We start from the raw sequence: 25,595 nt of genomic DNA on the forward strand, positions 1-25,595 counted from the left end.
TCGGGGAAGGAGAAGCGGATCGCTCCGGCTCCTCTCGTCGTACTGCCGTGCCACCAATCTGCTGCCGGACGCCGCGAGCCAGAACCTGGATCACTAATTCAAGGAGTCCTGGAATTGCCGCGATTTCGATTCCAGGACTCCTCCTCGGCCCCGGCTCCCCGGCCGCGGCGCGCCGACCGGTCGCGCGCGGGTGTCAGCAGCTCGCGGGTGACCACTCCGGGCTCGATGTTCAGCCGCTCGGACAGCCGCGCGATCTCCCGTGCGACCTGCAGGGCCGGCAGCTGCCGAACGAACGGGACCACGGCCCGCAGCGCGTTCACCTGACCGCTCAGGTGATCCAGGACCCGCTCCCACTTCGCCAGCTCGACATCGATCGCGAATTCAGCCAGCGGCACCGCCGAGCCAAGACACTCACGCAACCGACCCGGCGACTCCTGGAACAGCGACGCGACATCGTGCCCCTGCGGCACGACGGCCGCCCGGACGGCGCCGAACTCCGTGCCCAGCGGCTCCAGACTCCGCACAGCCCCGAGGCGCCCGCCCAGATCCGGATCGAACGCCACGACGATCTGGTTCGCCGGCGACCACCTCCGGATCATCGCCGCCTGCTGCGCACTGACCGCCGTCCCACACGTCGATATCCCGGCCCACCCGGCTCCGAGCTGGTCGACGGCCGCGGCGTCCATAACGCCCTCGACCAGGACCGGCACGGCGCCGTTGAGCAGCTTCCCCCGCTGCGCGATCATCCCGACTGTCGCCTCGGACTTGCGATACACCTCGGTCGTAGGCCCGTGCAGATACCGCATCCGGCCGCCGCGCGAGCGCCCGCTGAATCCGACCACCTCGAGGTCGGCGTTCTCGACAGCGAACATGATCCGGTCCTGGAATCGGTCGACCAGGTAGCCATTCATCGTCGGAACTGCTAAGCCCGCAGCGACCAGACTCTCACCCGAGAACCCCGCGCCGCGCAGATGGTCCGTCAGCCCCGACCACGCCGCCGGCGCGTAGCCGACACACCAGCCAGGCGCCGTCAGCAACGCTCCCAGACCACGCTCACGCAGGTGAGCCGCCGCCCACCCGTCCGGCCGCCGCTCCAGCTGCCCCCGGTAGAAGACCTGTGCCCGCCGATGCAACTCGACCGCGATGTGCACCATCGGCTCATCCCAGTCCCGGCCCTCGATCAGGCGGATCGAGATCCTCAGCCCTCAATCCCCCACGAGCATCCTCGGAAACCCGGAAATCCATGAAACGCCGCGGCCCCGACAGCAGCTCGACAAGCTGCTCCGTCGCGCCGCCACGAACCACGGCCTCCGAGATCCCCATCGTCAGCTTGAGAACCCGGACCCGGTCGAAGAAGTAACTCAGATCAAACACATGCCCGATGCCCTCCTGCCGAGACCGCTCGGTCCCCCTCGTCACAACAATCGCCTTATCGGTGAGGCTGTAGCGCCGCACCATCCGCGCCTGCGCCGTCGACAACCCGCCCTCACACACCGGGATGCCCGCCCACTGCCCCTCGAACTCGCGGCTCAGCTTCGTCACCGCGATCGCATCCGCAGGATCGTCCACAATCACCGGAACCGCGCCCTGCGCCAGCAGATCCAGCTGCTCCTCGATACCCGTCAGCACGTTCGTCGGGCGATAGATCGCCGTCACCGGACTCACCGACCGCGCCTGCCCGTCCTGCCCGATACCGATGAACCCAACCGGCGACAGCCCATGATCACGCGCCACCAGCATCAACCGATCCCGATGCCGATCCACCGCATCACCCTGCGCGTTCCACTCGATCAGCCCCGCCTTGACCAGCGTCGAGTTACTGAACCCCTTACCGTGCAGATGCTCCGTCAGACTCGTCCACGTGTCCGGCGCGTAACCGACCTTCCAATCCGCGTTGACGGTCAGCACATCCTCCGCACCACGAGCCCTCAGATACTCCCCCGGCCAAGAACTTCCCGTCCGCAGCAACTCGCGCCGGAAGAAATGCGCCGCCGCGGCATTTGCCTCAAGCAACCGCCGCCGCTCCTCATCCGACACCACATACCCCGGCTCGCTCACAGGTCCTCCTCCATCGCTGTCGTGCATGACAGCTACGAAGGTCAGCTCGCGCGACCAAGCCCGTAACCTGGTTTCCTGATTCCAGGAACTACAAGAGTTCGATACGCGACTCCGGCTCCTCGTACGCAAGGTGATCAGCGGACCGCGGATCAACACGACGAACGCGCCGAACCAGGACGGCGTCATCGTCCGTCCAGTCGAAGCTCAAGCCCGCCGAACGGGCCAGCTGAGCGCCCGCCGTATCGATCCCTACCTCCAGCAGCCCGATCAGACGCGCGATCGTCCAACTCGGCAGCCGACGAACGTCGTCCCCTGGCTCATCAGGAACACCACCCACAAAGTCCATGACCAGGAACGTCGCCAAAGACCGATGCCGATGGAACCTGGATTCACCATTCCAGGACTTCACATTCAGAGCACCAGGTCAGGTCCTTGCTCACGACAAGTACCTGTCAGATCGTCATGGAGTCGCGGCGACCGGTCGCGCACCGGCTCCCCGCTCTGGCCAAGATGAGTTTCGACAACGCCCGCGATCCGACCGACGGCGTTCACGACTCGGGTACCGACCGCGTCGACCAATCGCGCCGGCGGCCTGAGGCCAACCGCGGCCGCAGACGCCACTAAACGCTCCGGAACGACACCGTCACCCACGGCACCGCACCGCGCAAGCACCCCGTACGCGACACACTCCGCCTCGAACTCGACCAGGCCCCGGCAGACCGACCCGCTCGACAGCTTGTGCATCCGCAGATGCGCAAGCTCATGAGCGATCCGCCCAGCCGCATCACGAGCACCAAGTTCAGGACTCAACACGATCTGCCGACGACGACGATCGACCCAGGAAACCGCCGCGATCTCAGACTCAGCCCAACGGACGCCGAAACCCGATACCCCTGCCACCTTGGTCAAGGCAGACACCAACTCCGCCGGCGAAGCCGCCGCGATTGACGGCAGAGCCGGACTCCCGCCCGCGGTCTGCGTGACGTCCCAGACCGTCGCCACATCGTGTCGCCGAAACCCATCACGAGCACCCGCCGCCACCCCCGCGCCAGGCAGAACTCGAATCCCAGACTCCCCCCGAGCAATTCTCCGCCCACTCCGCCGCCAGAACTCCAGCTCGTTCACCCACGTCGCCTCGGGCAGCTGAAACCTGATCAACAAGACGTTCCGGAAACTCTGACCGCGCAACACCGCCGCAGAATCGAGCCAACGCACCCAACGCCCCACCGACGACCGCCCACCAACCTCCGCCTCGAACACCCGACGAAGGTCAGCACTCCTGACCTGGAACCTGCTCATCACGCCTCCCGAAGTCCATCTCGAGAGACTCAACGGATCCACCGAGCCGACTTTCAGCTCAACTCCGCCGGACACTTCTAAGGTGTCATGTCTCAGGAGATAGGTGACAGTTCTGTGGTGAGACATCGGTGACGGTTTGAGGGTTGTTGGTGGTGACACTTCGGGCGGGGCGGTGACACCGGTAGCGGGTCGACTGCGCCGGTGCCGAAGAACGAACTTGTTGATCCTCGTGTCCGTCTCGCGATCACGCAGTGGCCGTCCGATGCGCCTCGCGGGGCGGTCACGACGTTCTGTGCCGAACACGGCATCTCCCGCAAGACGTTCTACGAGATCCGCCGCCGGAGCCTGACCGACGGGCCCGCAGCGGCACTCGAACCACGATCGCGGCGGCCGAAGACGAGCCCGTCGAAACTGGCCGACGAGACCACACAGCAGGCAATCGGGGTCCGGGCTGCACTCGAGCAGTCCGGACTCGACCACGGCCCGATCAGCGTGCACGACAAAATGCACGCCATCGGCCTGCAAGCTGTGCCCTCGGTCGCTTCGCTGACCCGGATCTTCCGCGCAGCCGGTGTCGCGCGACGCGAGCTCAGGAAGAAACCCCGGGCCGCGTGGCGCCGGTTCGTCTATCCGGCTCCGAACGCCTGCTGGCAACTCGACGCCACCGAATACGTCCTCACCCGCGGCCGCAGATGCGTGATCTTCCAGCTCATCGACGACCACTCCCGCTACGCAGTCGCCTCCCACGTCACCTGGGGTGAGACCTCACAAGCCGCCATCACCGTGTTCGACAAAGCCATCACCGCGCACGGCGTCCCGCAACGACTGCTGTCCGACAACGGCATCGCGCTCACCCCGTCACGCCGCGGACTCCTGGGCCAGTTCGTCGTCCACCTCATGGCACTCGGCGTCGAACCCATCACCGGCAAACCCTACAAACCCACCACCCAGGGCAAGAACGAACGCTTCCACCAGACCCTGTTCCGCTACCTCGACAAACAACCACTCGCCGAAACCCTCGACGAACTGCAGGCCCAGGTCGACACCTTCGACCACATCTACAACACCCAACGACCCCACCAAGCACTCCCCGGCCGCGTCACCCCACAGACCGCCTGGCAGGCCACCGAGAAGACCGAGACACCCCGCCCCGCCCACGACCTGATCCGCCTGCCTCCCGCGCCGCCCCGACCCGCCCACGCCCCGAAACCCGCACACCTGCCTGACGGCACCATCGTCAAGAAACTGACCAGCGCCGGCGTGCTCTACCTCAACAAAGTCCAATACATGATCGGCGCCCAGCACCGCTTCCAACAGGTCCTCGTCATCACCAACGACAACAAGATCACCATCACCACCCTCGAAGGCGAAATCCTCATCGAACACACCCGACCCGCACCCGGCACCACCTACGTCGGCAACGCCAAACCACCCGGCCCAAGCACCCGACCGTCACCGAAGTCCTGAGACATCAACTGTCACCGATGTCCTGACACAGAACCGTCACCCATGTCCTGAGACATCACACGGACACTTCTAAGGCGGAAGCCATGTGCTCGAACACATGTTCTACTCTTGGGTCATGGGCAGCCGAAGTCGCATCTACACGCCCCCTATCGAGCCAGACCCCCGTCAAAGGCTTTGCTGGGTGTACGTACGAGTCGACGACCGCGACCGCTGGCGCCCCGGCGTGATCCTGGACTGGCGCCCAGCAAACGGCGGAGGCAAGGCCGCCCTGGTCGCCCACGTCCGCGATCCGCACACGTTCGGGTTCGCTCTGGAGTGGTTCGCGACGACACGCATCTGGATCGTCACATCTCAACCACCAAGTCAGGCACGTCAGACAGCCGCCCACTCCCGTTCGGCCGGCGGGACGAGGCACTGAGGAGCATGCCGGACGAGTCATACACGACTGGGATCCCGAAGTCCCTCGCGATCTGCGTGATCGGGGCCTCGCCTTTGCGGGCGACCGCAACCACGTCACAACAGAGCTCCTCAGGGGAAAGCTTCGGTATAACGGGCATCCTTCCAGCAAGGACCAAGTCCTCACAGGTCAGGAGTCAACCGAACCGGGACAGTCCCCTGAACCACCCGGGGTGCTCGGCTGGCACCACCGTGTCGGACAAACATCAAGGAGTGTGCGGACGCAGAATTGGGCAGGTGGGCGAGCATCACGTCATCTGCGCAGTCGTGCACCGAGCGCGAACCACATCACTCGATCTTCCGGCGAGAGGCTACGGGCAATCTTTTGCAACTCGAGATCCCACGGATCGCTAACCTGATCCAAGCTTCGAATTCCAACGAATGGAATGTAATCTGCCTCGACCTCGGGGTCAGATTCATTGAGCGGCACCAGGACGCGACTAGAGACGAGCGCATGTAACAGCGCTGGCGCAAGATCGCCGTGGTCGTATCGTCCATCGATGAGGTGCCGCCGAATCTCGTCGCCTGAGTATGTCGCGGCCGGCCTGGTGAGCTTGGGGCACACAGCTGCAGCAGCCAGATTCAGCAGCTGACCCGCTGACGCGGCATCCGAAACAAGTGGACGAACCAAACTGATCAGCGCGTGCACGTGACCGCGGAACGGCTTCGCCCGCCCGGTCTCCCAGCGTTCGACGTTCACTCTGGTCACTTTGAGGGCGTCGGCGAACTTTACCTGGCTAAGGCCGAGCACCGTCCTAAACCCCCGCAAGGCGGTGGGCACATCGACCGGCAGCGGCCACTCTGGCGCGAAGCTATCGTGTTGATAAAGCCAGAGCCCGAAACGATCGGGCGCTTGACGCCCCGAAGCAGTCCCGCGTGACGGATTTCGGAACGTCACTGAGCTGAGCGACGCTCCTGGAGGATCGGAGCAGTAGGCGGGGAAGATCGCGCCATCACCCTGGCGTGGGCCGCGCAAGTGGTCCTCAACGAGCTTCACCATCACAATGTATGTGAGGGTGGATCCGAAGTCATGTAGGCATCAGGATGGCTGGCATGACGAAAGGTTCCGCCAGCAGCCGCCTACTCCGCGCAGCAACACGCATCGATGCTGCGACAAAGCTCATCGGCTCGTGCGCCAAGCTCATCGTTGCTTGCACCACGTTGACTGGCGCAGTGATCCTTCTTGTTAGCATCGTGCGTTCCGGCTGAAACCGCCTGTCAGCCAACAGCGATGACACACCCGAGCCGTCCTCGCCCATTCGAGGTCTCTCTAGTGACCACTTTCGGCGGCCAAGGCGTCGTGCCCTCGCCCCCTTCGATCCGAAACCCCTCAGCCGACTGCACAACATCTCCCGTGGGAACACACAACGCAGCTCATAACGCGACCCGGCAACCCTCGGCCGCGGACGCCCAAACACATCCCAAGCCACAGCCAACTCAAGACAGGCGTCTCCTCGGCCAACGTAACCACCGCCCACCGCGGCTGCATCGCGTCACTCCACTGCGGTAGAACACCCGCCAGCAGAACACCGCCCAGAGCGACAGATCCCGCTGATGCGATCGGAGCCGGGCCGAGTGCAGAGTGATCTAACCGACGCGATTCGCCTGTGGGACGATTTCCGCCATGCCCGACGAAGACCCCTCGACCTGGCCGACCGCGACGTATCAGGGGGGCGAAGAGCCGGTTCATCCCTCGATTCACAGCACCGTGGTCCGGGCAGCCGCCGTAGGGCTCAAGTGTGGCTGGCAACGATTGCGCGACTTCGACGGGACGATCACCGGGCCGGTCAGCGGCTTCATTCAACTGCCCAGCGGCGCAGACACGCGTTCTTTGATCGTCGATGAGAGGAACATGGAGACCTGGGAGGGTCACGCCTTCGAACAGTGGCTACTCATTGACGGATATGACGCAATTTGGGATCCGACTCAGGGATCGATCATTGCGGCCGTCGAACTCAGCCGATCTTACGGACTGCGGAACGTCCCCGGCATTGAGATGAAACAGGCAGGTCGACCCTCACTTGGCTACACACTCAAGGTGAGCTCGAGCAGCGAGAACCTCTCGATAAGCCTTACGCAACCTTCACCGACGGCGCTTCAATTGCTCGGCCATTCCGAGACGGGTGCCGCCCTCGTGATCTCTGGATTTCAAGGTCAACCCCATCGTGGGGTAGCGAAGACGTTGAACGAATTGGCAAACTCCTTCTTCGTTGATCTCGCGATCTGTTTCGACGTAGCTTGCCAACTGAAGACCCATCGAGCACAGCCGGCCGAGAGCCGCGACGAGCCCGCCGTCGACGCAACCCCTCGCTTCCCGATTAACGACTACAACGCCGATGCCGCATCTCTCTACCTTTACGCCAGGACCTTCACAGCGCAGCAGTCCGCGAGTCTGCAGTACCTCGCGTACTACCAAGTCATTGAGTACTTCGCGCCGGTATACGCCCGCCGCGACGCGGTAACTCGCCTTCGCAATGCGATCAAGGACCCTGCGTTCGATCTGGCAGACGACTCGGCACTAGGGCGCGTCGTGGGCATGCTCACCGCCGGCCGCAACATCCTGGGCGACCGCCAACAGGTAACGACGACAGTAGGCGCCTGCGTCGAGGAGGAAGAGTTGGCCGCCTGGCTGGACTCGCGACCGATCGCCGCGAAGGCCTTGGCCGACAAAACCCGCATATCAGGAATCCATCCCCTGCACCGACGGGAGAAGAATGCCGCATTGGTGACGGAAGCAGCAAATCGTATCTACAACCTGAGATGCCGAATCGTCCACGCGAAAGAAGACGGACAGTACGTCGAACCGCTGCGCATATTTGACCAGAACAGCCAAGAACTACTGCAACATGACATCGCGTTGGTGAGATTCGTGGCCGAGCGTGTGCTGATCAAATCGAGCCAGTCGAGATCTTGGGCCTGATCGCACTGCCACAGGGTCGGAGGCGATCACCTTTGCCCCCAGCCCCTCAGGTTCGCACAGCCTGACCACTTGGATCTGCGATGGCGCCCTGTCGTCCCGAACCGTGTAACGCGGTGGCCGATTCCGCGATGAGCGTGGCAAGGGGGGATGGTCATGTCATCATCCGAAACGTTTGTCTACTTGCTCTGCGCTGCGCTCGTCGGGGTCGGAAACCTACTGCTGCTTCGCGCGGTGAGGCCGCCTCGATGGCAGTCGTGCGCAACGCTGGTCCTGATCGCACTACCGATGACGGCATTGGTAGGCCAGCCGGCGTTGGCATTCTTCTTGCCGATCGCGGCCACCGTCATCCCGTTCTTGGTGACCCTCACAAGAGTCCGGCCGTCCATGGCGGCGTCTCTCGCGTACGCGGTGGCACTGGGCCTGATACCAGGAATCTTCGCGCTACAAGAGCCTTTGAAGGGATACGATTGGGCCCGTGGAGTACCCGGCGTGATGCTGGTCGTCTTCTACTACCTTGTGGTGCACGACAGCTATCGCGAAGCCGCCTTCCCGAGCGCCGGACCCTCTCAGCCCCACACAGTCACTCCGGGGCTGTCCATCATGGCGCTGGGAGCCTGCACCTCGTTCGTTTACCTGCTACTGCGCTTCCAGAGCGACAACACGCCGGGCGCCGCCAGAGAGCCCGCCGGCGCGTCTGAGGTCTGGATCGGCGCCTCAGCCTTGGCCTGCGTCGCGGTCGTCAACCTGCTTCTCTACAGGCGGACCAGAAACAAGCTCATGGCCGTCGCGATCGCACTCGCCGGGCTATTCTCCTGGCTCGCCTACCTGGCATTCAACCTAACCGGCTCCGGGAAAATGCCGCAGTGGTACACCGCCGCCTTCATCCTGGCGGCCCTGCTCACAGGCGCACTGCTCAGCGAATCGACCATCGTCAACGTGGACCGCCTCCAAGACGTCCGCCCAACAGCCGCCACTACCGCCCTAGCAGTCATCGCCGGGGCAGGAGTCGCCTCGACCTGGATCTGGCTCTTGACCGACGCCATCTGGCACGGATCTCGCGGCGCGTCACTGAACTCAACCTTGGTCGTGACGATAGCCGCGATCGGCGCAGCAAGTGTGCTCGCTATCAGCTGCGCAGTCATCGCCGGCCAGTCGATGGCCGACAGACAGCTGACACAAGACCCGGTCCCCTTCGTTGTGTTGCAGGATCAACTGCTCTACCTGGTCTTCTCGGGCTTCGCGCTCGCCCTCCCGGCGATCTCGCTGGCCCAGGCGGATGGCAATCTCCGAGAAGCGATCCAGACGCCGTCGATCTTCCTCGGCACGCCGTTCTTCTTCTTTTACGCCTTCGCCCTGGAGAACAACCGCACTCACCTCGACCGCCAAAGGGCACGGATCATCGAACTGCACAGCCGAACTTCACGCCCCAGCCATCCGGACTCTTGGCTGACGACCCTGCGCCGGCACATGCTGTTCCAGCGATTGACGACGTACGCGATCGCAACCTTGACCGTCGTCCCGTTGTCCGTCGTCGTCCTTGGCGCCTTCGACAAGCTGCTGAAGCTCCTCAAACAATCCCGAACCACGTAACCTCAAGCATGACTCCGCTCCGAGCGGCACTCGCAGCTGGCGGCCTAATCAGCGCCGCCGGATTCGGTGTCATGAAGACGCTCTCCCAGCACTTCCCAGCCGCGGCCGGCGCACTCGAACTCAAGGACTACCTCAGCGCCACCTGGGGCGACGCAGTCCTCCTACCGATCTCGCTGGCGAGCCTGACTTTCGCGTATCGAACGCTCCCATCCACACCTCACGACGGTCGGTGGTTCCTCATCACGGCGACCGGCGGCGCCATCGCTGCGGCACTCACCCAACTACAGTGGCTGCTCGACGACGACCCGCAGCTGAACTGGACACTGCCGGCTCCGCACACCTTCAACGCTGCCGGCATCTACCACGCGGTGTTCCTCACCGCCTCTGCCGCAACATTCGCAGGGCTTTGGGCCGTCACCCTTCGGCGATGGGCCGACTCTCAGCTGACGAACAGGCAACCCGCAACTGCCCTCGTACTGGCCTTCCTGAGCAGCCTCGCCTTCGCCGCCCTGCTGATCATCGACAACCACCTGACCACTGACCGCAGATCGTCCGCCTCGACTCTGCTCGCAATCGGCGGATCAGTCCTGATCGCAACGTTGGGGCTGGGAATCGTCGCAGCTCGCCGATTCAAGGATCGGCATACCGGACAGCAATGATCGCCGCGAGCGTCAGTCTCGCCATCGAGCGAGACCGCCGCCCTGACGCTTCGCGTGATCTGCCTGCTTCTTCGCGAACGCCGCAGCAAAGACCGCGACCACCAACGCGATGCCGGACAACGCCAAACCGATGACGTCCACGCCCGAGGCGGACAACCGCATGACTTAGAAGGTAGCGCGTTCGGCGACGAATCCGCGGCACGTCAACTTAAGCGGGCCGTATCGGGTTGCAGCCAGGCGAGCGCGCTGGCGAACTAATCAGCTCGTGATGTCGCCTGTGAGCTGAGATGCTGCAGCGAGGAAGGGAGCGCCTAGTGGATGAGAGCACGGCGACAGATGGCGACGAGATCGATCCGGCCTGGTGGTCTCAGGTACTCGATGGGATTGACCCTTTCGAAAAGCCGGAACTGCTGTCCCTCGAGTTCGAAGGCCGCCTCAAGCAGGATGGCCTCGGTGACCGGGAGCGGCAGGTCGTAGAGGCACTCGCGGTAGTCACCTCGGCCATGCTGGCACCTGAGAGCTGGCAGGAGCCGTTTAGGCCGGCGATCGTCTGGGACGGCCACCGGTCGCCGCTGCCGGCGGACCTCACTCCAGAGCAGGTCGCATTGCTTCGCCGGATCGCGCCGACAATCGAGCACGCCAGCCTGCGGGCGCGAGTTGCAGATGTCGCCTGGTTCTACGGCGATCGCGGTGCATCGGACCTCCTCGACATCGCCGTCGATACGTACCGGAGCTTCCCGCTGGATCGCCAGCACTGGGCCCGTAGCAGCGAGGAAGCGTGGCAGCGAGCGCTGCAGCTGGCTAAACGGCTCGGCAGACGGCGGACCGAAGTCATGGCCGCACTGGGGGACTCGATGCGCGACGTGATTCTCAGAGCAGACGCAGACGACGGTTTCCTCACCACCCAGATCTCCCAGCTGCTGGGGAAGGCTGTCCGCGTTCCTGGCGACACCGCCCGCCAGTTGGCTGAGCACCTTGTCGGACTCGCGGCGGAAGTCAAGATGTACAACCCCCGTCTGTCCCGTCACCTCGAGCGCCAAGCGGCGGCCTGGTTCGGGCGGTGCGGTGCCAACGCGAGTGCGACGGATTGCAGCGCGCGAGTAGCGGAGACCTACATCGCAGCTGCGGATGCTCGACTCGCAGCCGATGAGTCAAGCGCACTCGCAGCGACATTTGAGATCGAGCGAGCGATCGCCACGATTCGCACCCTCCCGAGGTCTTATCGGAAGACCCACGGGTTGGATGCTCGCCTCGAAGAATTGCGGCATCGCCTCGAGGATCTTCGCCACGCCACGTTGGAGGCCATGGTCACGGTTGAGAGCGAGCCCGTCGATCTCACACGGTACGCGCGACAAGCTCAGGCTGCGGTGTCTGGGCGTGGGCCGCTGGAGGCCCTCGTGTGCTTCGCCAACCTCGTACCGCTCGCTAGCCGGGACGAGATGTTTGATCAGGCCAGAGAACTGGCGAGCGGAAGCATCTCGGCGCTGCTGCAACGAGCTACCTACAGCAGCGACGGACGCAAGATAGCCACCAGCGGCGGTATCGATGACGACGACTACCTCTGGACCCAGGTAGTCCGAGACTTTCGCCACCGGGTAGGCCTGACTACCAGCGGCCTCATCCTTCCCGCACGGGAACGTCTTCTGGCCGAACACCGATACCCTTTGCGGTTCCTGATGGACATTTGTCTAGATGCGCCGCTGATCCCTCCGCGGCACGAGCGGCTATGGGCTCGGGGCTTGTGGCACGGCGTCAATGACGACTTTCCGTCCGCCGTGTCAGTGTTGGTCCCCCAGGCCGAGCAGGCGATCCGCTTCCAACTGAAGCGGGTCGGTGTGAACACCTTGTTCACGGACGAGGCAACTGGCGTCGAGACGGAGAAAGGACTCGGCACGCTCCTGGCGCAGGACGGCATCGAAGAGCACTTCGGCCGCGATCTCACTCTCGAACTCCGCGCACTGCTCACCGAACAAGAGGGTGCCAACCTCCGTAACGAAATCGCGCACGGTCTCCTCGACGACGATGCGAGCTGGAGTTCGTCGGCCATCTACTGCTGGTGGCTCCTGCTGCGTCTGGTCGTCACGCCGGTATGGCGGATGCGGCAATCCGAGGTCGATGAGCCATGAAGTGCCGGTAAGTCTGGCCGGCCTCGACGTCTCGGGGCCGGCCAGTCAGATGGTTGGCAGGTGTTGATTGGCAGTGGACTAGATTCCGCAGCTTGGGGCGCGCCAAACCACAGCCGGGTTGACGCCGTCGTCGTCGTTCTCGAGGCGGCTGTCGACGTGAGTGTGGTCGTCGTGGCCCGGGTAGCCGGGTCCGAAGATGCCGCTGAAACCGGCGTCGCGGGCCGCCAGCGCGATCGTGCAGAGTGATACCGTGCTGAAGACCAGGTCGGCTGCGTTGCCGTAGTGATGCTGACTGTTGTTGTTATCGCCACATCCTGGGTATGCCGGAAACCCGACGTCACTGTCAGCGGACGATCGCCGAGCTTCTTCCGGAGTGCCTCGAGCTTCCACATCACTCGTAGCGCGTTGTCCTTGGCCTTTGCTGCAGGGACTCGGCCGCCGTCGTAGCCATCGCCGCTGCCCTGCAGGATGAGTCCGTGCCAGAGTTGCCTTCAATGTCACCGACGTCCCCTGTACTAGCGCCTGTGGATCCTGATCACGCGCACCTCGTCACTGCAGCACGACGTGCGTTGTGCTCAGCGAGTTCGGCTCGACGGAGCACGGCCCCGCCGTTCAACGACGAGATTCGACGGGCGGAAGCTGCCGTCGTTCGGCAATTGGGGCAGTACGCCGATCCGTCGTCGGACGACCACCTGTATGTGCTGGAGTTCCAGGGCGTTCGTCAGCAGTACGTCATGTTCGGACGCACCCGAAGCTTCTGGCGGCGCCTGATGGTTCACAGACAGGCGGCGAACCCACACGGCTTTGTCTTGCTGGATGGATGGGTTTCGCCGGGCGTAAGGGATGCCTACTCGCTAGAACAGATTGCACTTGGAGTCGGCGGCCTATTGCATGGTCAGCGGCACTATCGCGAGCGCTTCTACGACATGCCATTCGAGCTTGGCCTCAGCATCGGGCGGTCAGTCTTCGAGATCGAACGAAGTCACGGGCCGAGGAGACCACGCCAACCACGCAAGCCGCCATGGTGGGAGATCCATGCAACAACGCCAAAGCGATCAGCCAGACGTCTCGCGGATCTCCTCACCCCGGCCGAGCAGTGAAGCCCCCGGACTAGCTGCGAGAAGCAGTCGGGTCCATCCTGTGCCCGAATGCCGGCAGCGGCATGTCGTACGGGTCGGGGCTCTGTTCCCTGGGAACGTCAGACCGCTTACCTCAGCGACATACATCTCCGCCAGGAGTCGGATCTTGGCACCACGCGGGCGACTGGGGTGCGTGGCCGCGGAGCGAGCTTTCCGTCCGAGCGACACATGGATGCGGTCCGCTCGCGGTCAGCCACGCTGCGTAGCGAGATGAGACGTAACCGTTACATCGCCACATCGTGACATATGGGGATTGCCCCGGTTGAGTACGTGGGTATAGTGTCATTGAGAGCGATGGGGAGAATCCATATGGACACGAACTCAGGTTTCAAGCCCATGGGAGAAGTGGTCGCTGACGAGCGGGGCCGCCTGGCCTTCGGCAAAGCTGGCGTGCGGCGTGACGACCGCTACGCGATCGCCGTGAGCGATGACGGTGAGATCCTTCTGACGCCGTTGGCGACGGTGCCACGGCGGGAGTTGCTCGTCTGGGAGGACAAGCAACTACGGGAGAGCCTCGCGAAGGCACTCGAACAGAGCGCAAGCGGCGAGGTGGAGAGCCTCGGGAGCTTCGCCCGGTACGCCGACGACGAGTCCGACGACTGATTCACGCGAGGACAATCGGCCATGAGCGGACCGTTCAAGCTTGTCTTCACTCGGGAAGCACGTGAGGTGCTAGAAGATCTGACCTCGCCGCAGTACGCCGTGAAGCTGAAGAAGGTGCGCAAGGCGCTCGGACAGTTGGAGCGCGATCCACGCTATCCGGCGTTGAACTCGCACAAGTACTCTTCGCTGCACGGTTCTGCCGGCGAGGAGGTTTGGGACTCATACGTAGAGAACCACACCCCCGGCGCGTGGCGGATCTTCTGGCACTACGGGCCCTCCGAAGACACGATAACGATCTTGACCCTCGGACCACATCCGTAACTCTCTGCTATTTTCCAGCTCGCCGGGGCACCCTATGATCAGCCACTTCGGTACAGCTGATCGAGGGGGAGACGATTGCTACCGCCAGAGCTGCCTCTGCATGTTCAACATCTGCTCCTAGACGCACTCGTTAGCTACAGCGACGCGTGCACTCGACCATCTTTAACGACATCCTGCCCTTACTACGTTGACGGTGCGGATGGACCGACGTGCAACGAGGAGTGCAGGGACGTCGCCACGGCGTATGGTGCAGCCGAGCGACCTGTTCGGGAGGTTCAAAGTAAGGGCCTCGTCATGCGCGGCAGAGAGCTGCCGATAAGTGTCGCGGCTGGCTCGGCGCCGTATGACGCACTGAAGCATTATCTTGAGGACAGAGCCAAACCGCTGTCGGCTCAAACCACCAGTAGCCTGCTGTTGGGGCTCCGTGCCGCGTTAAAGTGGCCCGAGTTCATACTCGGCCCCACGATGAAGTACGGCGCAATGGACTACTGGGCTGAGCTCGAACGCCGCGAGCTTCCTGTTGAGCGCATCGTACGAACTGTGATGCTCCGCGACGTGGCACTTGAGGTTAGGACTCTCGCGCTTGTGCCGCGGGCGCGCGCAGCTGGCGCATACGATGCCGCCGGAGCGAGCTCGGACGCCCTCAAGAAGGCTGAGCAGGCCGCCGTCGGCTGGGACGCGTTGATCGATGCCGTAGTGGCAGATGGAATGGATCGTCGGCTGAGCGCTGAGGAGAGTGCTCCGACCCTGCGCAACGAGTCCACAGGATTACCGAACCTTGATCCGGAGGACGACGAGCAGAGCCAAGACCTTCCCGCTCTTGAGCGGCTCGCCGAGGACCGTGGGGTCCGGTACATCTTGTCAAAAGGGTTTGTGCTCCGGACAAGCGCATGGCTCGACCAGCTGCTCTCAAACAAGCTCGATGGCTTTCTGCAGTGGAAGGCTCCGTCCTTTCCTCTCTTCAAGGCATTGGATGCTCACGACAACTTGACCGATGAAGTCGCTCTCTGGATCTGGGAACGATTCACAATCACGAGGGCAGAAGACTGGTCCACGACCAGCCTTCTGCAAGAGTGGGAGGCACGAACACAAGGCACGACGGTTCTGAAAAGGACGGTGCTGAACGAACGACGAGTCGATGTCGATCGAGCAGCGTTGCTGGCCCTGAAGAAGTCAAATGCGCAGATCCGCACCGAGGCTCGTCCCAAGGCCTTGGACCCCGACGATTTTGTCGTACCGGCGGCCGAGTTTCTTCAAGGAGGCAACTACGCAGCGGCCGCGGACATCTTCGCCGGCCTGGCTGACCTGTCACCGAACGACGGCAATGTGCTGAACAACCTTGGTTTCTGCCAGATGCCAATGGACCCCGCCGCCGCGCTAGCCACGTTACAACGCTCGTCTCTGTACTCCCGAGACTTCCCTTTAATCGGAACGGCGAACCGCGTGCTGGCTCTACATCTAGTCGGTCGGGACGAGGATGCTCTGGCTCTGGCTCAGGAGGCCGTGCTCCCGAAGGGCGAAGAAGGCGACATGTACGCGTGGGAACACGAGTGCGGCAAGTCGTTGCGATTGGCGCAACATGTGGACTCACGAAAGTATCTGCAGGATCTGAAGCAACACATCTTGGAGGTCCGAGGCAAACGAACGTAGCAGTCCGGACGTTGGCGGCACCTCTGGCTTGTTGGGTTGAAGGCTAGGGTACCGTGCCTACGGCGCTGCGCGAGAAAATGGTCTGCTGCACGAGTAGGTGACAGTTTGGATCACGCAGCCTGACTGGCTGGTGTGGTCATGATGGTTTCGTACTCGATGGGGGTCAATCGGCCGAGGGCGGCTTGGCGTCTGCGGCGGTGGTAGTGCGCTCGATCCAGGCGACGATTGCAATCCGGAGTTCGTCACGGGTCGACCAGATTCGCCGGTCGAGAACGTTGTTCTGCAGCAGCGCGAAGAAGCTTTCCATGGCGGCGTTGTCCCCGGCCGCGCCGACCCGGCCCAGCGAGCCGACCAGGCCGTGGCGACCGAGTGCTTGCACGAACTTCCTGGACCGAAATTGCGATCCGCGATCGGTGTGCAGAACGCAGCCGGCCACATCAGCGCACCCCGCGACGGCCATGGCTCGATTATGCTGCACCGTCCGCCACTTCGCCTCGCAACGCCGAGCGGCCACGCCGCAGCGGACCGCGAGCTCGAGCGAATCGATCGACAGAACGGAGCCATCGCTGCTGACTGTGCCGACTGTTCGGCCGAAGGGAGTCGACGCCTCTTACCAACCGACCACTTGCGGCAATGCTCAGAAGTTCGCGACGCCCTGGCGCCATATGGCGGGAGGGCTGCGAAACACCAGGCCCGTCCGGATCGATATGTAGCTCAGTCCGTATCGCCAAGCAGCAGTCGAATGCTGCGCGCAGCGCTGTCCGCGTCATCCAGAAGGTCAGGACGGCGCTCGAAAACGGTCCGCAGAGCCCTCGCTGCTACATCGAGCGCCGCTTCTGACATCGCAATCTCGCTTGGCTTCATGTCGGCCGAGCCATGGACGATCTTGCTGCGTAGCCCATAGATCGCGTTGAACTCGGATCTGAGCGTCTTCCTGTCAGCCGCGTCGGAACCCAGGAGCCAAGCCAGCGCTCCGGAGACGCGAAGCGAGGTCTCGCCGTTTGCGCCAAAGAGGTTCTCCCAGACTATGACGGAGTCGATGAGAACATCCTCCGGTGTCTTCCGCTCCGTCAGTGCGAGCAGGAATCTGCGCAGCGCAATCTGAATACGCTTGCGCGCCTCGACTCTGCGGATGAGATCGACCCACTTAATCCACTCTTCAGCCTGGTCTGCTTCGAGCCGTTGGGGCTTCAGCTTGTAGGAGTTCCGCGTGTCGAAGACGTTGATATTCCACCCTTGAGCCAGAAGGTCGACGGTTGCAATCCAGGCCGGCGCGACCAGTCCTCGATCGCTAGACGGAGCGAGCGCGAGCCCCAAGCGGACCAGTTCGATCGTCTGATGTAGGTCTTTGAAGTGGTTCTCCAAGTCCAGAGGCAGGACATCGTCGGCGATGTTCCCTAACTTGACCCGATAGGGAGCCACAAGTTCGAGCACGACGTTTCCCGCATAGTCGATGTTGACATCGACACCATCAGGTCCGGTCGACGCGGCTTCTCCTGGGATGTCGGCACGGTCAATGATCCATCTGTCGCGGCGATCCACACTCCGCAAACGCCAGCCGGAAAGAAACGATCCGGCGAACTCGTCCGGCAAACGGACACCCGCGAATCCGATACGCACGGGCAGATCGACCTTGCGTCCACCTACGACTTCACGAACCGCGCCGACCACGAAGTGCAGCTTTGTAACGACGTCTTCGAGGTTGGGAACGATGGAGTCCAGCCGGGCCAGATCCCACGCTTTCAGGATCAAGGTCGTGCTGAACATCGATAACTGGATGCCGCCCCGGGCTAGCGGACCCAGGTAGGTCCCACGACGTCCCTCGTGCTCACGCTCCTCATAGAAGAGCTTCTGCAGCAGGCCGTCACTCATCACCGACTCTTGGAAGCCGGACTCGGCCGGATGCCAATGCAGAGAACCAACACTCGGCCACATGCCTGGCCCGGCGACGGGGAGCAGCAGCATCGGATACGCATGCTCCAGTAGCGGGATCAACGATCTCAGAACCGGGTCGTCGGTCGTTGATGCGTCTCTCTGTCCACCGCTCGCTTGCCTCAGCTCCTCAGCGATAGAACGACTACCGCCCCTGGTCGGAAGCAGCTCCGGCCGGCCGTTCTCAAGGAACATCGACAGATAGGCCGCAACGGAGTTGCGACGTTCGTACAAGGTGCTGCGGTCAAGCCCATCGGGGATGTCGGTCCAGAACATTCCGTCCAGGGTCTTGAGTACTTCAAGCTGCTGGATCGTCAGATCGGTGGGCAATGACGCGTCGTCGGGCGTAGCCGTCTCTCGGGCAAGCAAGTACCTCAGGCAGTCATGCCCCAAGACTCTGGTCAGGCGCTGCCATCCGTCGTCGTCCACAGCCACAATCTACGGCGTCAGCTAAGTTTCGCCATTCTCAACGGCGCCGCGCCGGGCCGATCCACTCCAGGATTCGGCGCTCACGAGCACCCGCCACCACGATCCTCTTCGCCATCTCGAGCAGGGCATCCTGGCGGACGGCGTCAAGGACCGCCCCATTGCGTGCTGTTTCATCAGAAAGCTGGCCAAGTGTCACCACCAGTCGACACTGCAAGGGCCGTTCGTCGCCCGCAGCTCACGGTTTTACTCACTGTTTTGAACGACAACCGATGGCCACTGGCGACGACTGATGCTCACCCTCAGTTCGAGAACGAGCAGGTCAGCGGCAACTTACGCGCACCACCAGGTTTCAGTGACTAACCCGGGCTGGTAAAGCGGTGGTTAGGGGTTCGAGTCCCCTCGTCGGCTCCACAAGCAGGCAAGATGGTTGGTTCTGATGGGTATCGGAAGGCTGTCAGCGCGAGCGGTCCTGCGGCCGTCCTGGCGCCGGTGCCCGGCGCGGGGCGGTGCTCGGATTCGTGGGACCGAGACCGCCTTGCGGGATGCCGATCATTCGCCGGAGGTGAGCCAGCTCGCCCGTCTCGGCGTGCTCGGCTTCGCCGCCCGGTTCGCTCACCACGCTGAGTACCGGTAGCGACAGTCCGTCGCGGACGCCGGCCTCGCGCCAGAGGCGATGGGCCTCGTCCAGTGACTTGTCGAACTGCTGCTGGACGTGCGCTCGGGACTCGTCGGTGCCATGGGTTGCGTGATGATCCACTGCGTCGGCGGCGCGGGTCAGCTGCTCCAGGGCGATCAGGCGTTCGGGCAGGAGCGGCTTGCCGGCCGGCTCGGCGACCAGCCGGCGAACGGCCTGCTCGGCCCCGGCGCGCACCTGGTCGGTCGGTCCACCCACCACCCGCCGGCCTGCGGCCGGGTCCACGGTCCGCAGATCCGGGAACGGCAGCCGCCGACCGTTGCCGTCGGCAATCGATTCGTACAGCTTGATCGCGTGCTGGGTGTTGCGCTGAGCCTGGTCGAGCGCCCAGGAAGCCTCCCCGCGGGTCCGATCGATCTCGGCTGCCCAGTGCTCGACGCGGTGCAGCGCCTGCGTCCGCTGGGACCGGACGTCCTGGTCGTAGCGGGACTCCGGCTGCCCCGGAGGGACGTTGTCCAGCTCTGCGCGACGGACGGCGGCCCGGACGTGGTCGGCGTACAACGGCGAGCTCTCCGGCGGCGACAACGTCACCCGGACCGGTTCGGTCCGGCGGACGAACGCCTCGGCCTGCATCGTCAACTGGGTGCTCAGGTACCGCGAGAATGCCCGCTGCTCGTTGAGCTCAGCCTGATCGACGGCATGGACGCCCTTGTTGTCCTCGAGCGCCAGGTGGGTCTCGATCTCATGATTACGGAAGACGCGGCGCGCGATCGGGCCGGCGACCGTGGACCCGGCGCCACCCGCGACGGTCATCACGACAGCGAGGTCCGGAAGGTCGAGTACGAGATCGAGGCCGAGGGCGCCGGCTGTGCCGCCCAGGGTGCCGGCGGCCACCTGAGCGACGTAGGCCGTCTTCGGCGCCTGAGCCATCGGCCGTGGACCGGTCGGTCGCGAGGTGACCACGGGGAGGTGCTGACTCGCGGCGCCGACCGGCAGGCCGACCTGCTCCTCCAGGCTCTCGGTGAGGCTCCGGAACAGTTCGAGTCGTGGCTCCAGGGTCTCGGCGAGCGCTTCGGCCTGGGTCGCCTGCTTGTGCCGGAGGTACCACTGCCTGGAGGAGTAGCGGGCGTCCTCGTCCCGGCTGAGGAAGTGTTTGTCTCCGATCGCGCCGGTGATCGCGCCGAGCAGGCCGGGACCGGCGGCGTTGATCAGGCTCTCCGCCTGAACGCTGACATGGCGGGCCAGCGCGGTCGGGTCCACGTCGACAGCGGTCGGGGTACCGCCGACGAAGATGCGGCGTGCCGAGCCCGAGACGTTCTCGATGAGCTGGGCCGAGAGGGCGACGGTGAACGGCGGGGCGCTGGGCAGGTCCTGCGGTGACGGCGGCATCGCAGGGGCCTGGCGGCCGGGCGGCCGGTCGTCCTCGGACGAAGGGGCGACATGCGCGTTTGCCGCGGTCGCGACCACCCGGTCGAGCCGGGCCTGCAGGTCGGTGAACTCGGCGGCGAGCTGGTTGACGTACAGCTGCGGGTCGGCGAGCCGGTGCCGTTCGGTGGCGTCGACCCGACTGAGCCGGAACTCCATCTTCTTGGTGTCGACGAGTCGCTCGGCGAGCGACTTGGCCAGCGCCGAGGAGGCAATCACCATGGCGGTCGACCAGGCCGGTACGCCGAACGGCGTGAGCGCGCCGGCGACAGCGGCCGCGGCCAGGGTGGGTTTGAGGTGCCGGCGGAAGTAGTTGCCCCAGGTTGTCGTCCTGGGCAACTTGACGACGTCGGGCCGGACCGGTTCGGCGCCGTCGAGATTCCCGCGCAGGCCCGGGTAGTCGAACGCGCGCTGTTTCTCGTCCTCCTTGTACGCCGGTCGGCGGGCGTCGGTGCGCTGCCGGTCCAGCTTCCGCTCGGTGAGGGCGCCGGCGGCCGCGTTGGCGATCGTCGGAGCCGCGATGCCGAGACCGACCAACGGGTTGCCGGTGAACGCCGCCGCGGCGACACCGACCGCCACCGCTGCGGTACCGGAACCGACGAGACTTTTCGCGACGTACCCCGCGGGACGGACGCGCTCGTCGAGTGGCTCCCGGCCGCTCCCCTTGCCGCGGTCCAGGATGGCGCGCTCTTCCTCGGTGAGGAGGGTGCGGAGCAGCTCGGCGTTGGGCTGCCCTTCGGCGACGCCCATGGTGAGAGCGAGCTTGCGGATCTCGGCGCGCATCGCGGCCCGGCGCGAGCGGCTGTCGAGCTGCTGCTCCATCCGGCCGCGCTGCCGCAGCTCGGCGCGGTTGCCGGCGTCGACCGGGATCTGTTCGGCGTCGAGATCGGGGACGGAGTGGGGGCCGAAGAGCCGGGCATCCTCCCGGTACCGCCGGCCGCCGCGGAGGCCGGCCGCCGACTCGGCCAGTGCCCTGGCGAGCGCGGGGGCGACCTCGTCGTTCGTCAGCTGGTCGGAGAGCGTGAGCTCAACCGTGTCCCCGTTGCTCGCATAGCTGGCAGTCACACCCGGATCGAGGGCGCCGACGCGCTTGACCAGCCGGAAGCGGTCGTTGGCACGGGTAGTGATCGCATACACGCCATTGCCCTCGTGCCGGACCGACGCGAGATCGGCGGCCAGCTCGTCAGGCCGGTCGAGGAGTCGGCCGGACTCCGCGCTCACCATCGCCCAACCAGGAAGCAACCCCACGAATCCTCCACCCAACTCGACGTCGGCGCAGGCTAACCCACCGCGGGGAGCACCCCGTCCTGCCGAGCCAATCGTCTACATCGATGTAGACATCCCGCGCCGCAGCGGACCAGCACCGCGCCTACCGCGCGCCCGTGGCCGCCGTGGCGCCGGGGCCGTTGGCCAGGTCGGCGAACGGCAGCGGGCAGTGTGGCTTGTGCACGCAGGCGACGAGGTCGTCGCATCCGGCGGCGAGGGTGGAGCGCAGCGTCTCGGCGATCACCGTCAGATCGGCGATCTTGGCCTCTACGTCAGCCAGTTTCTCTCGTGCACGGCTCTGCAGGGTGGCCTCGTGGTGGTGGCGGCCTGCCGCGAGGAGGTCGGCGATCTCGTCCAGGGTGAAGCCGAGTCGTTGCGCGGCCTTGATGACGCGGAGGAGGGTGACGGTTTCCGGCGGGTAGAGGCGATGGCCGCCGAGCGTGCGAGCGGGCTCGGCGAGGAGGCCGCGGCGTTCGTAGTACCGAAGGGTCTGGAGATTGACGCCGGCCGCGTCGGCGAGCTGGCCACTGCGCAGACCGCTCTCCGTCATGTTGTCACCTCTGCGGCAGCAGCTGCTCGTGCGGCCAGACCGTCGAGTACGTCGACATGCTCGGTCGGCACAGTCACGTCGAGGAGTAGGCCATCGGAGGGCGTCGTGAGGTGGTCGAAGGTGAAGAAGGAGCAGCAGCTCGATTCCCGGGCCGTCAGATCCCGGGCCGTCGGTTCCGACGCGGCGGTCAGGTGTAGGCGGAGCGCGGTTGGGCTCAGTCTGTCGAGCGCGAGCAGGCCGGTTCGGAACAGCTCATCGAACTCGGCGAGCCGCAGCGGTCGCGCCGCCGTCGGCAACGTGCAGGCTTGCGGCGCCCAATCGAGATCGGCGGGAGGTTCTGAGGTCATGTCTCGACGGTAAACCCGTACCTGAGTACCGGATGCAACATTACTCTTGGCGATTTTTGGTGACACAGAGCTCTGGGTTCGGTAACCTTTTCGTGATCTTTCGATGTAGCTGACTGCGAAACGGGGCCAGGAAGCGCATGACCATCACGTGTGAGGCAGTACTCGGTGACCGCTCGTCCGAGCGACAGCGGTGAACGCCGGTGAAGTAGAGCAGCTGGTCGAGCAGGCGCAAGGCGGGGACGTCGATGCCTTCGCTCAGCTCTACGACCAGCACGTCACCACGATCTTCCGCTACGCCTACGGCAAGACGTCGTCGCGCGCCCTGGCGGAGGATCTGACCAGCGAGACCTTCGTACGGGCGTTCCGATCGATCACCCGCAGGCCGGAGCGCAGCCTGGACTTCATCGCCTGGCTGATCACCATCGCGCGCAACGTCGTCATCGACCACCACCGCTCGGCGTGGAGCCGGCTCGCCGTCGTCACCGACGACTTCGACCCTCAGGTAGACCAGGCAGCCGGGCCCGAGGAGGCCGCGATCGGCATTCTCGGCGCCGAGGCGCTCCGCGCAGCTCTCGACCGCCTGCCGGCCGACCAGCGCGAATGCCTGCTCCTGCGCTTCTACGCCGGCCTCTCGATCACCGAGACCGCCCAAGCGATGGAGCGCACCGAAGGCGCCATCAAACAACTCCAATGGCGCGCAACCAACAAACTCCGCGGACAGTCCGCCGCCCACGCAGCCTTCACCGACGAACCCCCGGAGCCACGGTCTGCGGCGCGCTGAGCCCTTCGCTGACTAACCGGTCAGCTACTACGCGTGCTTCACCTAGGATCAGGTCATGGCCCGAAACTCCACCGCCACGCGCGCTCTGCTGCTGAAGGCGGCGACGGACGAGTTCGCCCAGCACGGGATTGCCGGCGCTCGGGTGGATCGGATCGCCGCCGCGGCGGGGTACAACAAGAACATGCTGTACGTGCACTTCGGCAGCAAGGACGCCTTGTTCGACATCGTCTTCGAGGCTGCAGTCGCGGAGATCGTCGACGCCGTGCCGTTCACGGCCGACGATCTGCCCGGTTATGCCGGGCGGTTGTTCGACTTCCACTTCTCGCATCCGCAGTTGATGCGGCTCGCGCGGTGGCACAGCCTCGAGCGCGGAGTCGCCAACGCGGATCTCGCGGCCATCGCAAAGGCCAACTCGGCCAAGTCGAAGGCGTTGGCGGCAGCTCAAGCAGCTGGTGCGGTGCGGGCAGAGCTACCGCCTGGCCTGCTGATCACGCTGGTCGTCTCGATGGCGACGGCCTGGTCCGAGGGCACACCCGAGCCGGTCACCACCGCCGGCCGCGCCGCGGTCACCGCCCGACGCAAGGCCGTCGTCCAGGCCGTCGAGCAGTTGACCACCTCAAGGAGCTGAGCGAACCAGCCGGGCGATGGCGGCGGCCACGTCGAGCGCGGCCTCGTGCGCGAGGCCGTGGCTTCCTTCGAGAGTCAGCAGCTCGCTCCCGGGGATCGACTCGGCGATCAGCTGGGAGTGCGCCGGATCGACGAAGTTGTCCTGCCGCGCGGCGATGACCAGCGCCGGTACGGCGATCGTCGTCAAGTCGGATCGGACATCGATCGATCGCGCGAGCCGCAACTGCGCGAGCAGGCCTGGCTGCTGATCACCGCCCAACATCGTGATCATCTGCTGTAAAGCCTCGGCCGGAAGCGCCTCCGCGGTCGCGTCCGGCATTCCGAGGACGAGCAACAGCCGGCCGATCACCTCTGGCCCGCTGTCGATCAATCGCTCCCACAGCTCCAGACGCATCCGCAGACCGGCCCGCGGCGCGGCGTACCCGCACAACGTCGCCACTTGCCCGACATGTTGCGGGAAAAGCGCGGCGACCTTGAGCGCCAGCGGACCGCCGAGCGACGCCCCCGCGACCGCGAACCGGTCGAATCCGGCATCGAGCGCACAGCGGACGAGTTGGCCGGCGATGGTCGCGGCGTCCAGTTCGCCGTCCGGCAAGGGACTCGCCCCGGTTCCCGGAAGTTGTGGCATGACGAGCGTGTGATCCTTGGCGAGCAACTCGACCGTCGCTCCCCAGGTCTGCGCGGTCGTGCTGTTCGTCCCTCCGATCAACACCACGGGCGGGCCCGATCCGATCAGGTCCCAGCTGAGTTGCCGCATCCGCGTCCTCACCTCATGAATTGACTGACCGGTTAGTTATAGAGAAGTTTCGGCCACCCTGTCAATCGGTTGCTGGTGGCAACCGGGATCAGCGGCGCGTCATCAGGTCCAGAGCGCCACGCAGGCCGAGCCCGCGGAGCATCGCGACGACGTCCTCGACGAACCAGCCTTGGGCGATCTTGCCGTCGCGGACGACGTACACGCCGACACCGTTCCACGTCGCGGCACGGCTGGTGAAAGGGAGGACGCGCAACAGCCGGCCGGCCCGGCGCCCACTGTTGGTGAACTGCACCACGACGGTGTCGGCACGCCCGTAGACGCCGAGCACCGTCAGCCGGAGGCCGACCCAGCCACCGCCACTGCCCAGCATCTTGCGGAATGCCTCGATGCCGTGCTGCTCGCCCAGACTGCCGCCCGACCAGACCAGATCCTGATGCCACAGCTCGTCGATCAGCTCGACCCGGCCGCCGTTCACGACTTGCTCGATGAATCGCGTGACGACCTCGACCGCAACCGCGTGCGGCTCCTGCCCAGCACCCATCGCCGACCCTCCTCAATT

Annotated in this window: 22 protein-coding genes and 2 pseudogenes; 11 read left to right on the forward strand and 13 right to left on the reverse strand. The window is 64.7% G+C overall.

Going from position 1 to position 25,595, the window contains the following annotated elements:
• Positions 1-98 precede the first annotated feature (98 nt).
• From HPO96_RS20810 to HPO96_RS20820, 3 genes are all read right to left on the reverse strand, one after another.
• Positions 99-1,154, reverse strand: coding sequence for a toprim domain-containing protein (locus tag HPO96_RS20810; protein WP_171675192.1), 1,056 nt, complete (start codon positions 1,152-1,154; stop codon positions 99-101).
• A gap of 4 nt (positions 1,155-1,158) precedes the next feature.
• Positions 1,159-2,058, reverse strand: coding sequence for a hypothetical protein (locus HPO96_RS20815; protein WP_171675193.1), 900 nt, complete (start codon positions 2,056-2,058; stop codon positions 1,159-1,161).
• Positions 2,059-2,469: 411 nt separating this feature from the next.
• Positions 2,470-2,967 (reverse strand): ImmA/IrrE family metallo-endopeptidase, encoded by a 498-nt coding sequence (locus tag HPO96_RS20820; RefSeq protein ID WP_171675194.1) that lies wholly within the window; start codon positions 2,965-2,967, stop codon positions 2,470-2,472.
• 591 nt (positions 2,968-3,558) lie between these two features.
• On the opposite strand from HPO96_RS20820, the pseudogene HPO96_RS20825 reads away from it, so the two are divergent.
• Positions 3,559-4,497 (forward strand): annotated as a pseudogene (locus tag HPO96_RS20825) (integrase core domain-containing protein); the annotation flags it as partial.
• A gap of 1,036 nt (positions 4,498-5,533) precedes the next feature.
• Here HPO96_RS20825 and HPO96_RS20830 read toward each other — a convergent pair.
• Positions 5,534-6,277, reverse strand: coding sequence for a helix-turn-helix domain-containing protein (locus tag HPO96_RS20830; RefSeq protein ID WP_171675196.1), 744 nt, complete (start codon positions 6,275-6,277; stop codon positions 5,534-5,536).
• Positions 6,278-6,904: 627 nt separating this feature from the next.
• Between HPO96_RS20830 and HPO96_RS20835 the strand changes: the two genes are divergently transcribed.
• The 3 genes from HPO96_RS20835 (at position 6,905) to HPO96_RS20845 (ending at position 10,449) form a co-directional block, all read left to right on the forward strand.
• Entirely contained in the window at positions 6,905-8,200 is a 1,296-nt protein-coding gene (locus tag HPO96_RS20835) for a hypothetical protein (RefSeq protein WP_171675197.1), read from the forward strand.
• 285 nt (positions 8,201-8,485) lie between these two features.
• Entirely contained in the window at positions 8,486-9,790 is a 1,305-nt protein-coding gene (locus tag HPO96_RS20840) for a hypothetical protein (RefSeq protein WP_171675198.1), read from the forward strand.
• A gap of 71 nt (positions 9,791-9,861) precedes the next feature.
• Positions 9,862-10,449: a hypothetical protein gene (locus HPO96_RS20845; protein ID WP_171675199.1), complete on the forward strand. Its 588-nt coding sequence runs from the start codon at positions 9,862-9,864 to the stop codon at positions 10,447-10,449.
• Positions 10,450-10,461: 12 nt separating this feature from the next.
• Here the strand turns inward: HPO96_RS20845 and HPO96_RS20850 are convergent, their stop codons facing one another.
• On the reverse strand, positions 10,462-10,611 hold the full coding sequence (locus HPO96_RS20850) for a hypothetical protein (RefSeq protein ID WP_171675200.1): 150 nt from the start codon (positions 10,609-10,611) through the stop codon (positions 10,462-10,464).
• Between the two features lie 152 nt (positions 10,612-10,763).
• On the opposite strand from HPO96_RS20850, the gene HPO96_RS39675 reads away from it, so the two are divergent.
• On the forward strand, positions 10,764-12,575 hold the full coding sequence (locus HPO96_RS39675; RefSeq protein ID WP_171675201.1) for a DUF4209 domain-containing protein: 1,812 nt from the start codon (positions 10,764-10,766) through the stop codon (positions 12,573-12,575).
• 78 nt (positions 12,576-12,653) lie between these two features.
• Here HPO96_RS39675 and HPO96_RS20860 read toward each other — a convergent pair whose 3' ends face one another.
• Positions 12,654-12,965 (reverse strand): D-Ala-D-Ala carboxypeptidase family metallohydrolase, encoded by a 312-nt coding sequence (locus HPO96_RS20860; RefSeq protein WP_238355375.1) that lies wholly within the window; start codon positions 12,963-12,965, stop codon positions 12,654-12,656.
• A 134-nt stretch (positions 12,966-13,099) separates the two neighbouring features.
• Between HPO96_RS20860 and HPO96_RS20865 the strand changes: the two genes are divergently transcribed.
• The 4 genes from HPO96_RS20865 to HPO96_RS20880 all read left to right on the forward strand — a co-directional run bounded on the left by HPO96_RS20865 (position 13,100) and on the right by HPO96_RS20880 (position 16,288).
• The gene (locus HPO96_RS20865; RefSeq protein ID WP_171675202.1) at positions 13,100-13,675 is read left to right on the forward strand and encodes a hypothetical protein; all 576 of its coding nucleotides are present in this window, start codon (positions 13,100-13,102) and stop codon (positions 13,673-13,675) included.
• A gap of 348 nt (positions 13,676-14,023) precedes the next feature.
• Complete coding sequence (locus tag HPO96_RS20870) at positions 14,024-14,317, forward strand: hypothetical protein (protein ID WP_171675203.1); 294 nt, start codon at positions 14,024-14,026, stop codon at positions 14,315-14,317.
• A gap of 21 nt (positions 14,318-14,338) precedes the next feature.
• Positions 14,339-14,638: a hypothetical protein gene (locus tag HPO96_RS20875; RefSeq protein WP_171675204.1), complete on the forward strand. Its 300-nt coding sequence runs from the start codon at positions 14,339-14,341 to the stop codon at positions 14,636-14,638.
• A 294-nt stretch (positions 14,639-14,932) separates the two neighbouring features.
• Positions 14,933-16,288 carry a hypothetical protein gene (locus tag HPO96_RS20880; RefSeq protein ID WP_171675205.1) on the forward strand — a complete coding sequence of 452 codons (1,356 nt, stop codon included), beginning with the start codon at positions 14,933-14,935 and terminating at the stop codon, positions 16,286-16,288.
• A gap of 110 nt (positions 16,289-16,398) precedes the next feature.
• On the opposite strand, the pseudogene HPO96_RS20885 reads toward HPO96_RS20880, so the two are convergent.
• From HPO96_RS20885 to HPO96_RS20905, 5 genes and pseudogenes are all read right to left on the reverse strand, one after another.
• A pseudogene (locus HPO96_RS20885) lies at positions 16,399-16,712 on the reverse strand (transposase); the annotation flags it as partial.
• 290 nt (positions 16,713-17,002) lie between these two features.
• The gene (locus HPO96_RS39680) at positions 17,003-18,649 is read right to left on the reverse strand and encodes a HEPN domain-containing protein (RefSeq protein ID WP_171675206.1); all 1,647 of its coding nucleotides are present in this window, start codon (positions 18,647-18,649) and stop codon (positions 17,003-17,005) included.
• A 454-nt stretch (positions 18,650-19,103) separates the two neighbouring features.
• Positions 19,104-21,956 (reverse strand): hypothetical protein, encoded by a 2,853-nt coding sequence (locus HPO96_RS20895; protein ID WP_171675207.1) that lies wholly within the window; start codon positions 21,954-21,956, stop codon positions 19,104-19,106.
• A gap of 121 nt (positions 21,957-22,077) precedes the next feature.
• Complete coding sequence (locus tag HPO96_RS20900) at positions 22,078-22,524, reverse strand: MerR family transcriptional regulator (protein ID WP_171675208.1); 447 nt, start codon at positions 22,522-22,524, stop codon at positions 22,078-22,080.
• Positions 22,521-22,871, reverse strand: coding sequence for a hypothetical protein (locus HPO96_RS20905; RefSeq protein ID WP_171675209.1), 351 nt, complete (start codon positions 22,869-22,871; stop codon positions 22,521-22,523). The genes HPO96_RS20900 and HPO96_RS20905 overlap by 4 nt, the downstream gene beginning before the upstream one ends.
• A 190-nt stretch (positions 22,872-23,061) precedes the next feature.
• Between HPO96_RS20905 and HPO96_RS20910 the strand changes: the two genes are divergently transcribed.
• Together HPO96_RS20910 and HPO96_RS20915 are read left to right on the forward strand one after the other, a co-directional pair.
• Positions 23,062-23,652: a sigma-70 family RNA polymerase sigma factor gene (locus HPO96_RS20910; protein WP_171675210.1), complete on the forward strand. Its 591-nt coding sequence runs from the start codon at positions 23,062-23,064 to the stop codon at positions 23,650-23,652.
• 55 nt (positions 23,653-23,707) lie between these two features.
• Positions 23,708-24,280: a TetR/AcrR family transcriptional regulator gene (locus tag HPO96_RS20915; protein ID WP_171675211.1), complete on the forward strand. Its 573-nt coding sequence runs from the start codon at positions 23,708-23,710 to the stop codon at positions 24,278-24,280.
• Here the strand turns inward: HPO96_RS20915 and HPO96_RS20920 are convergent.
• Together HPO96_RS20920 and HPO96_RS20925 are read right to left on the reverse strand one after the other, a co-directional pair.
• The gene (locus tag HPO96_RS20920; RefSeq protein WP_171675212.1) at positions 24,269-25,036 is read right to left on the reverse strand and encodes an alpha/beta fold hydrolase; all 768 of its coding nucleotides are present in this window, start codon (positions 25,034-25,036) and stop codon (positions 24,269-24,271) included. The two genes, HPO96_RS20915 and HPO96_RS20920, sit on opposite strands and share 12 nt — an antisense overlap.
• Before the next feature lie 88 nt (positions 25,037-25,124).
• Positions 25,125-25,577 carry an ester cyclase gene (locus HPO96_RS20925; protein ID WP_171675213.1) on the reverse strand — a complete coding sequence of 151 codons (453 nt, stop codon included), beginning with the start codon at positions 25,575-25,577 and terminating at the stop codon, positions 25,125-25,127.
• Positions 25,578-25,595: the final 18 nt, after the last annotated feature.

The sequence above is a fragment of the Kribbella sandramycini genome (genome assembly GCF_013131805.1).
GTDB lineage: Bacteria > Actinomycetota > Actinomycetes > Propionibacteriales > Kribbellaceae > Kribbella > Kribbella sandramycini.

Excerpts from the sequence above, each read along its gene's own strand:
- HPO96_RS20810 (WP_171675192.1), bottom strand. The coding sequence starts at position 1,154 with ATGGTGCACATCGCGGTCGAGTTGCATCGGCGGGCACAGGTCTTCTAC.
- HPO96_RS20835 (WP_171675197.1), top strand. The coding sequence starts at position 6,905 with ATGCCCGACGAAGACCCCTCGACCTGGCCGACCGCGACGTATCAGGGG.
- HPO96_RS20840 (WP_171675198.1), top strand. The coding sequence starts at position 8,486 with ATGACGGCATTGGTAGGCCAGCCGGCGTTGGCATTCTTCTTGCCGATC.
- HPO96_RS20845 (WP_171675199.1), top strand. The coding sequence starts at position 9,862 with ATGAAGACGCTCTCCCAGCACTTCCCAGCCGCGGCCGGCGCACTCGAA.
- HPO96_RS20850 (WP_171675200.1), bottom strand. The coding sequence starts at position 10,611 with ATGCGGTTGTCCGCCTCGGGCGTGGACGTCATCGGTTTGGCGTTGTCC.
- HPO96_RS20870 (WP_171675203.1), top strand. The coding sequence starts at position 14,024 with ATGGACACGAACTCAGGTTTCAAGCCCATGGGAGAAGTGGTCGCTGAC.
- HPO96_RS20875 (WP_171675204.1), top strand. The coding sequence starts at position 14,339 with ATGAGCGGACCGTTCAAGCTTGTCTTCACTCGGGAAGCACGTGAGGTG.
- HPO96_RS20880 (WP_171675205.1), top strand. The coding sequence starts at position 14,933 with ATGCGCGGCAGAGAGCTGCCGATAAGTGTCGCGGCTGGCTCGGCGCCG.
- HPO96_RS20900 (WP_171675208.1), bottom strand. The coding sequence starts at position 22,524 with ATGACGGAGAGCGGTCTGCGCAGTGGCCAGCTCGCCGACGCGGCCGGC.
- HPO96_RS20905 (WP_171675209.1), bottom strand. The coding sequence starts at position 22,871 with ATGACCTCAGAACCTCCCGCCGATCTCGATTGGGCGCCGCAAGCCTGC.
- HPO96_RS20915 (WP_171675211.1), top strand. The coding sequence starts at position 23,708 with ATGGCCCGAAACTCCACCGCCACGCGCGCTCTGCTGCTGAAGGCGGCG.
- HPO96_RS20920 (WP_171675212.1), bottom strand. The coding sequence starts at position 25,036 with ATGCGGCAACTCAGCTGGGACCTGATCGGATCGGGCCCGCCCGTGGTG.
- HPO96_RS20925 (WP_171675213.1), bottom strand. The coding sequence starts at position 25,577 with ATGGGTGCTGGGCAGGAGCCGCACGCGGTTGCGGTCGAGGTCGTCACG.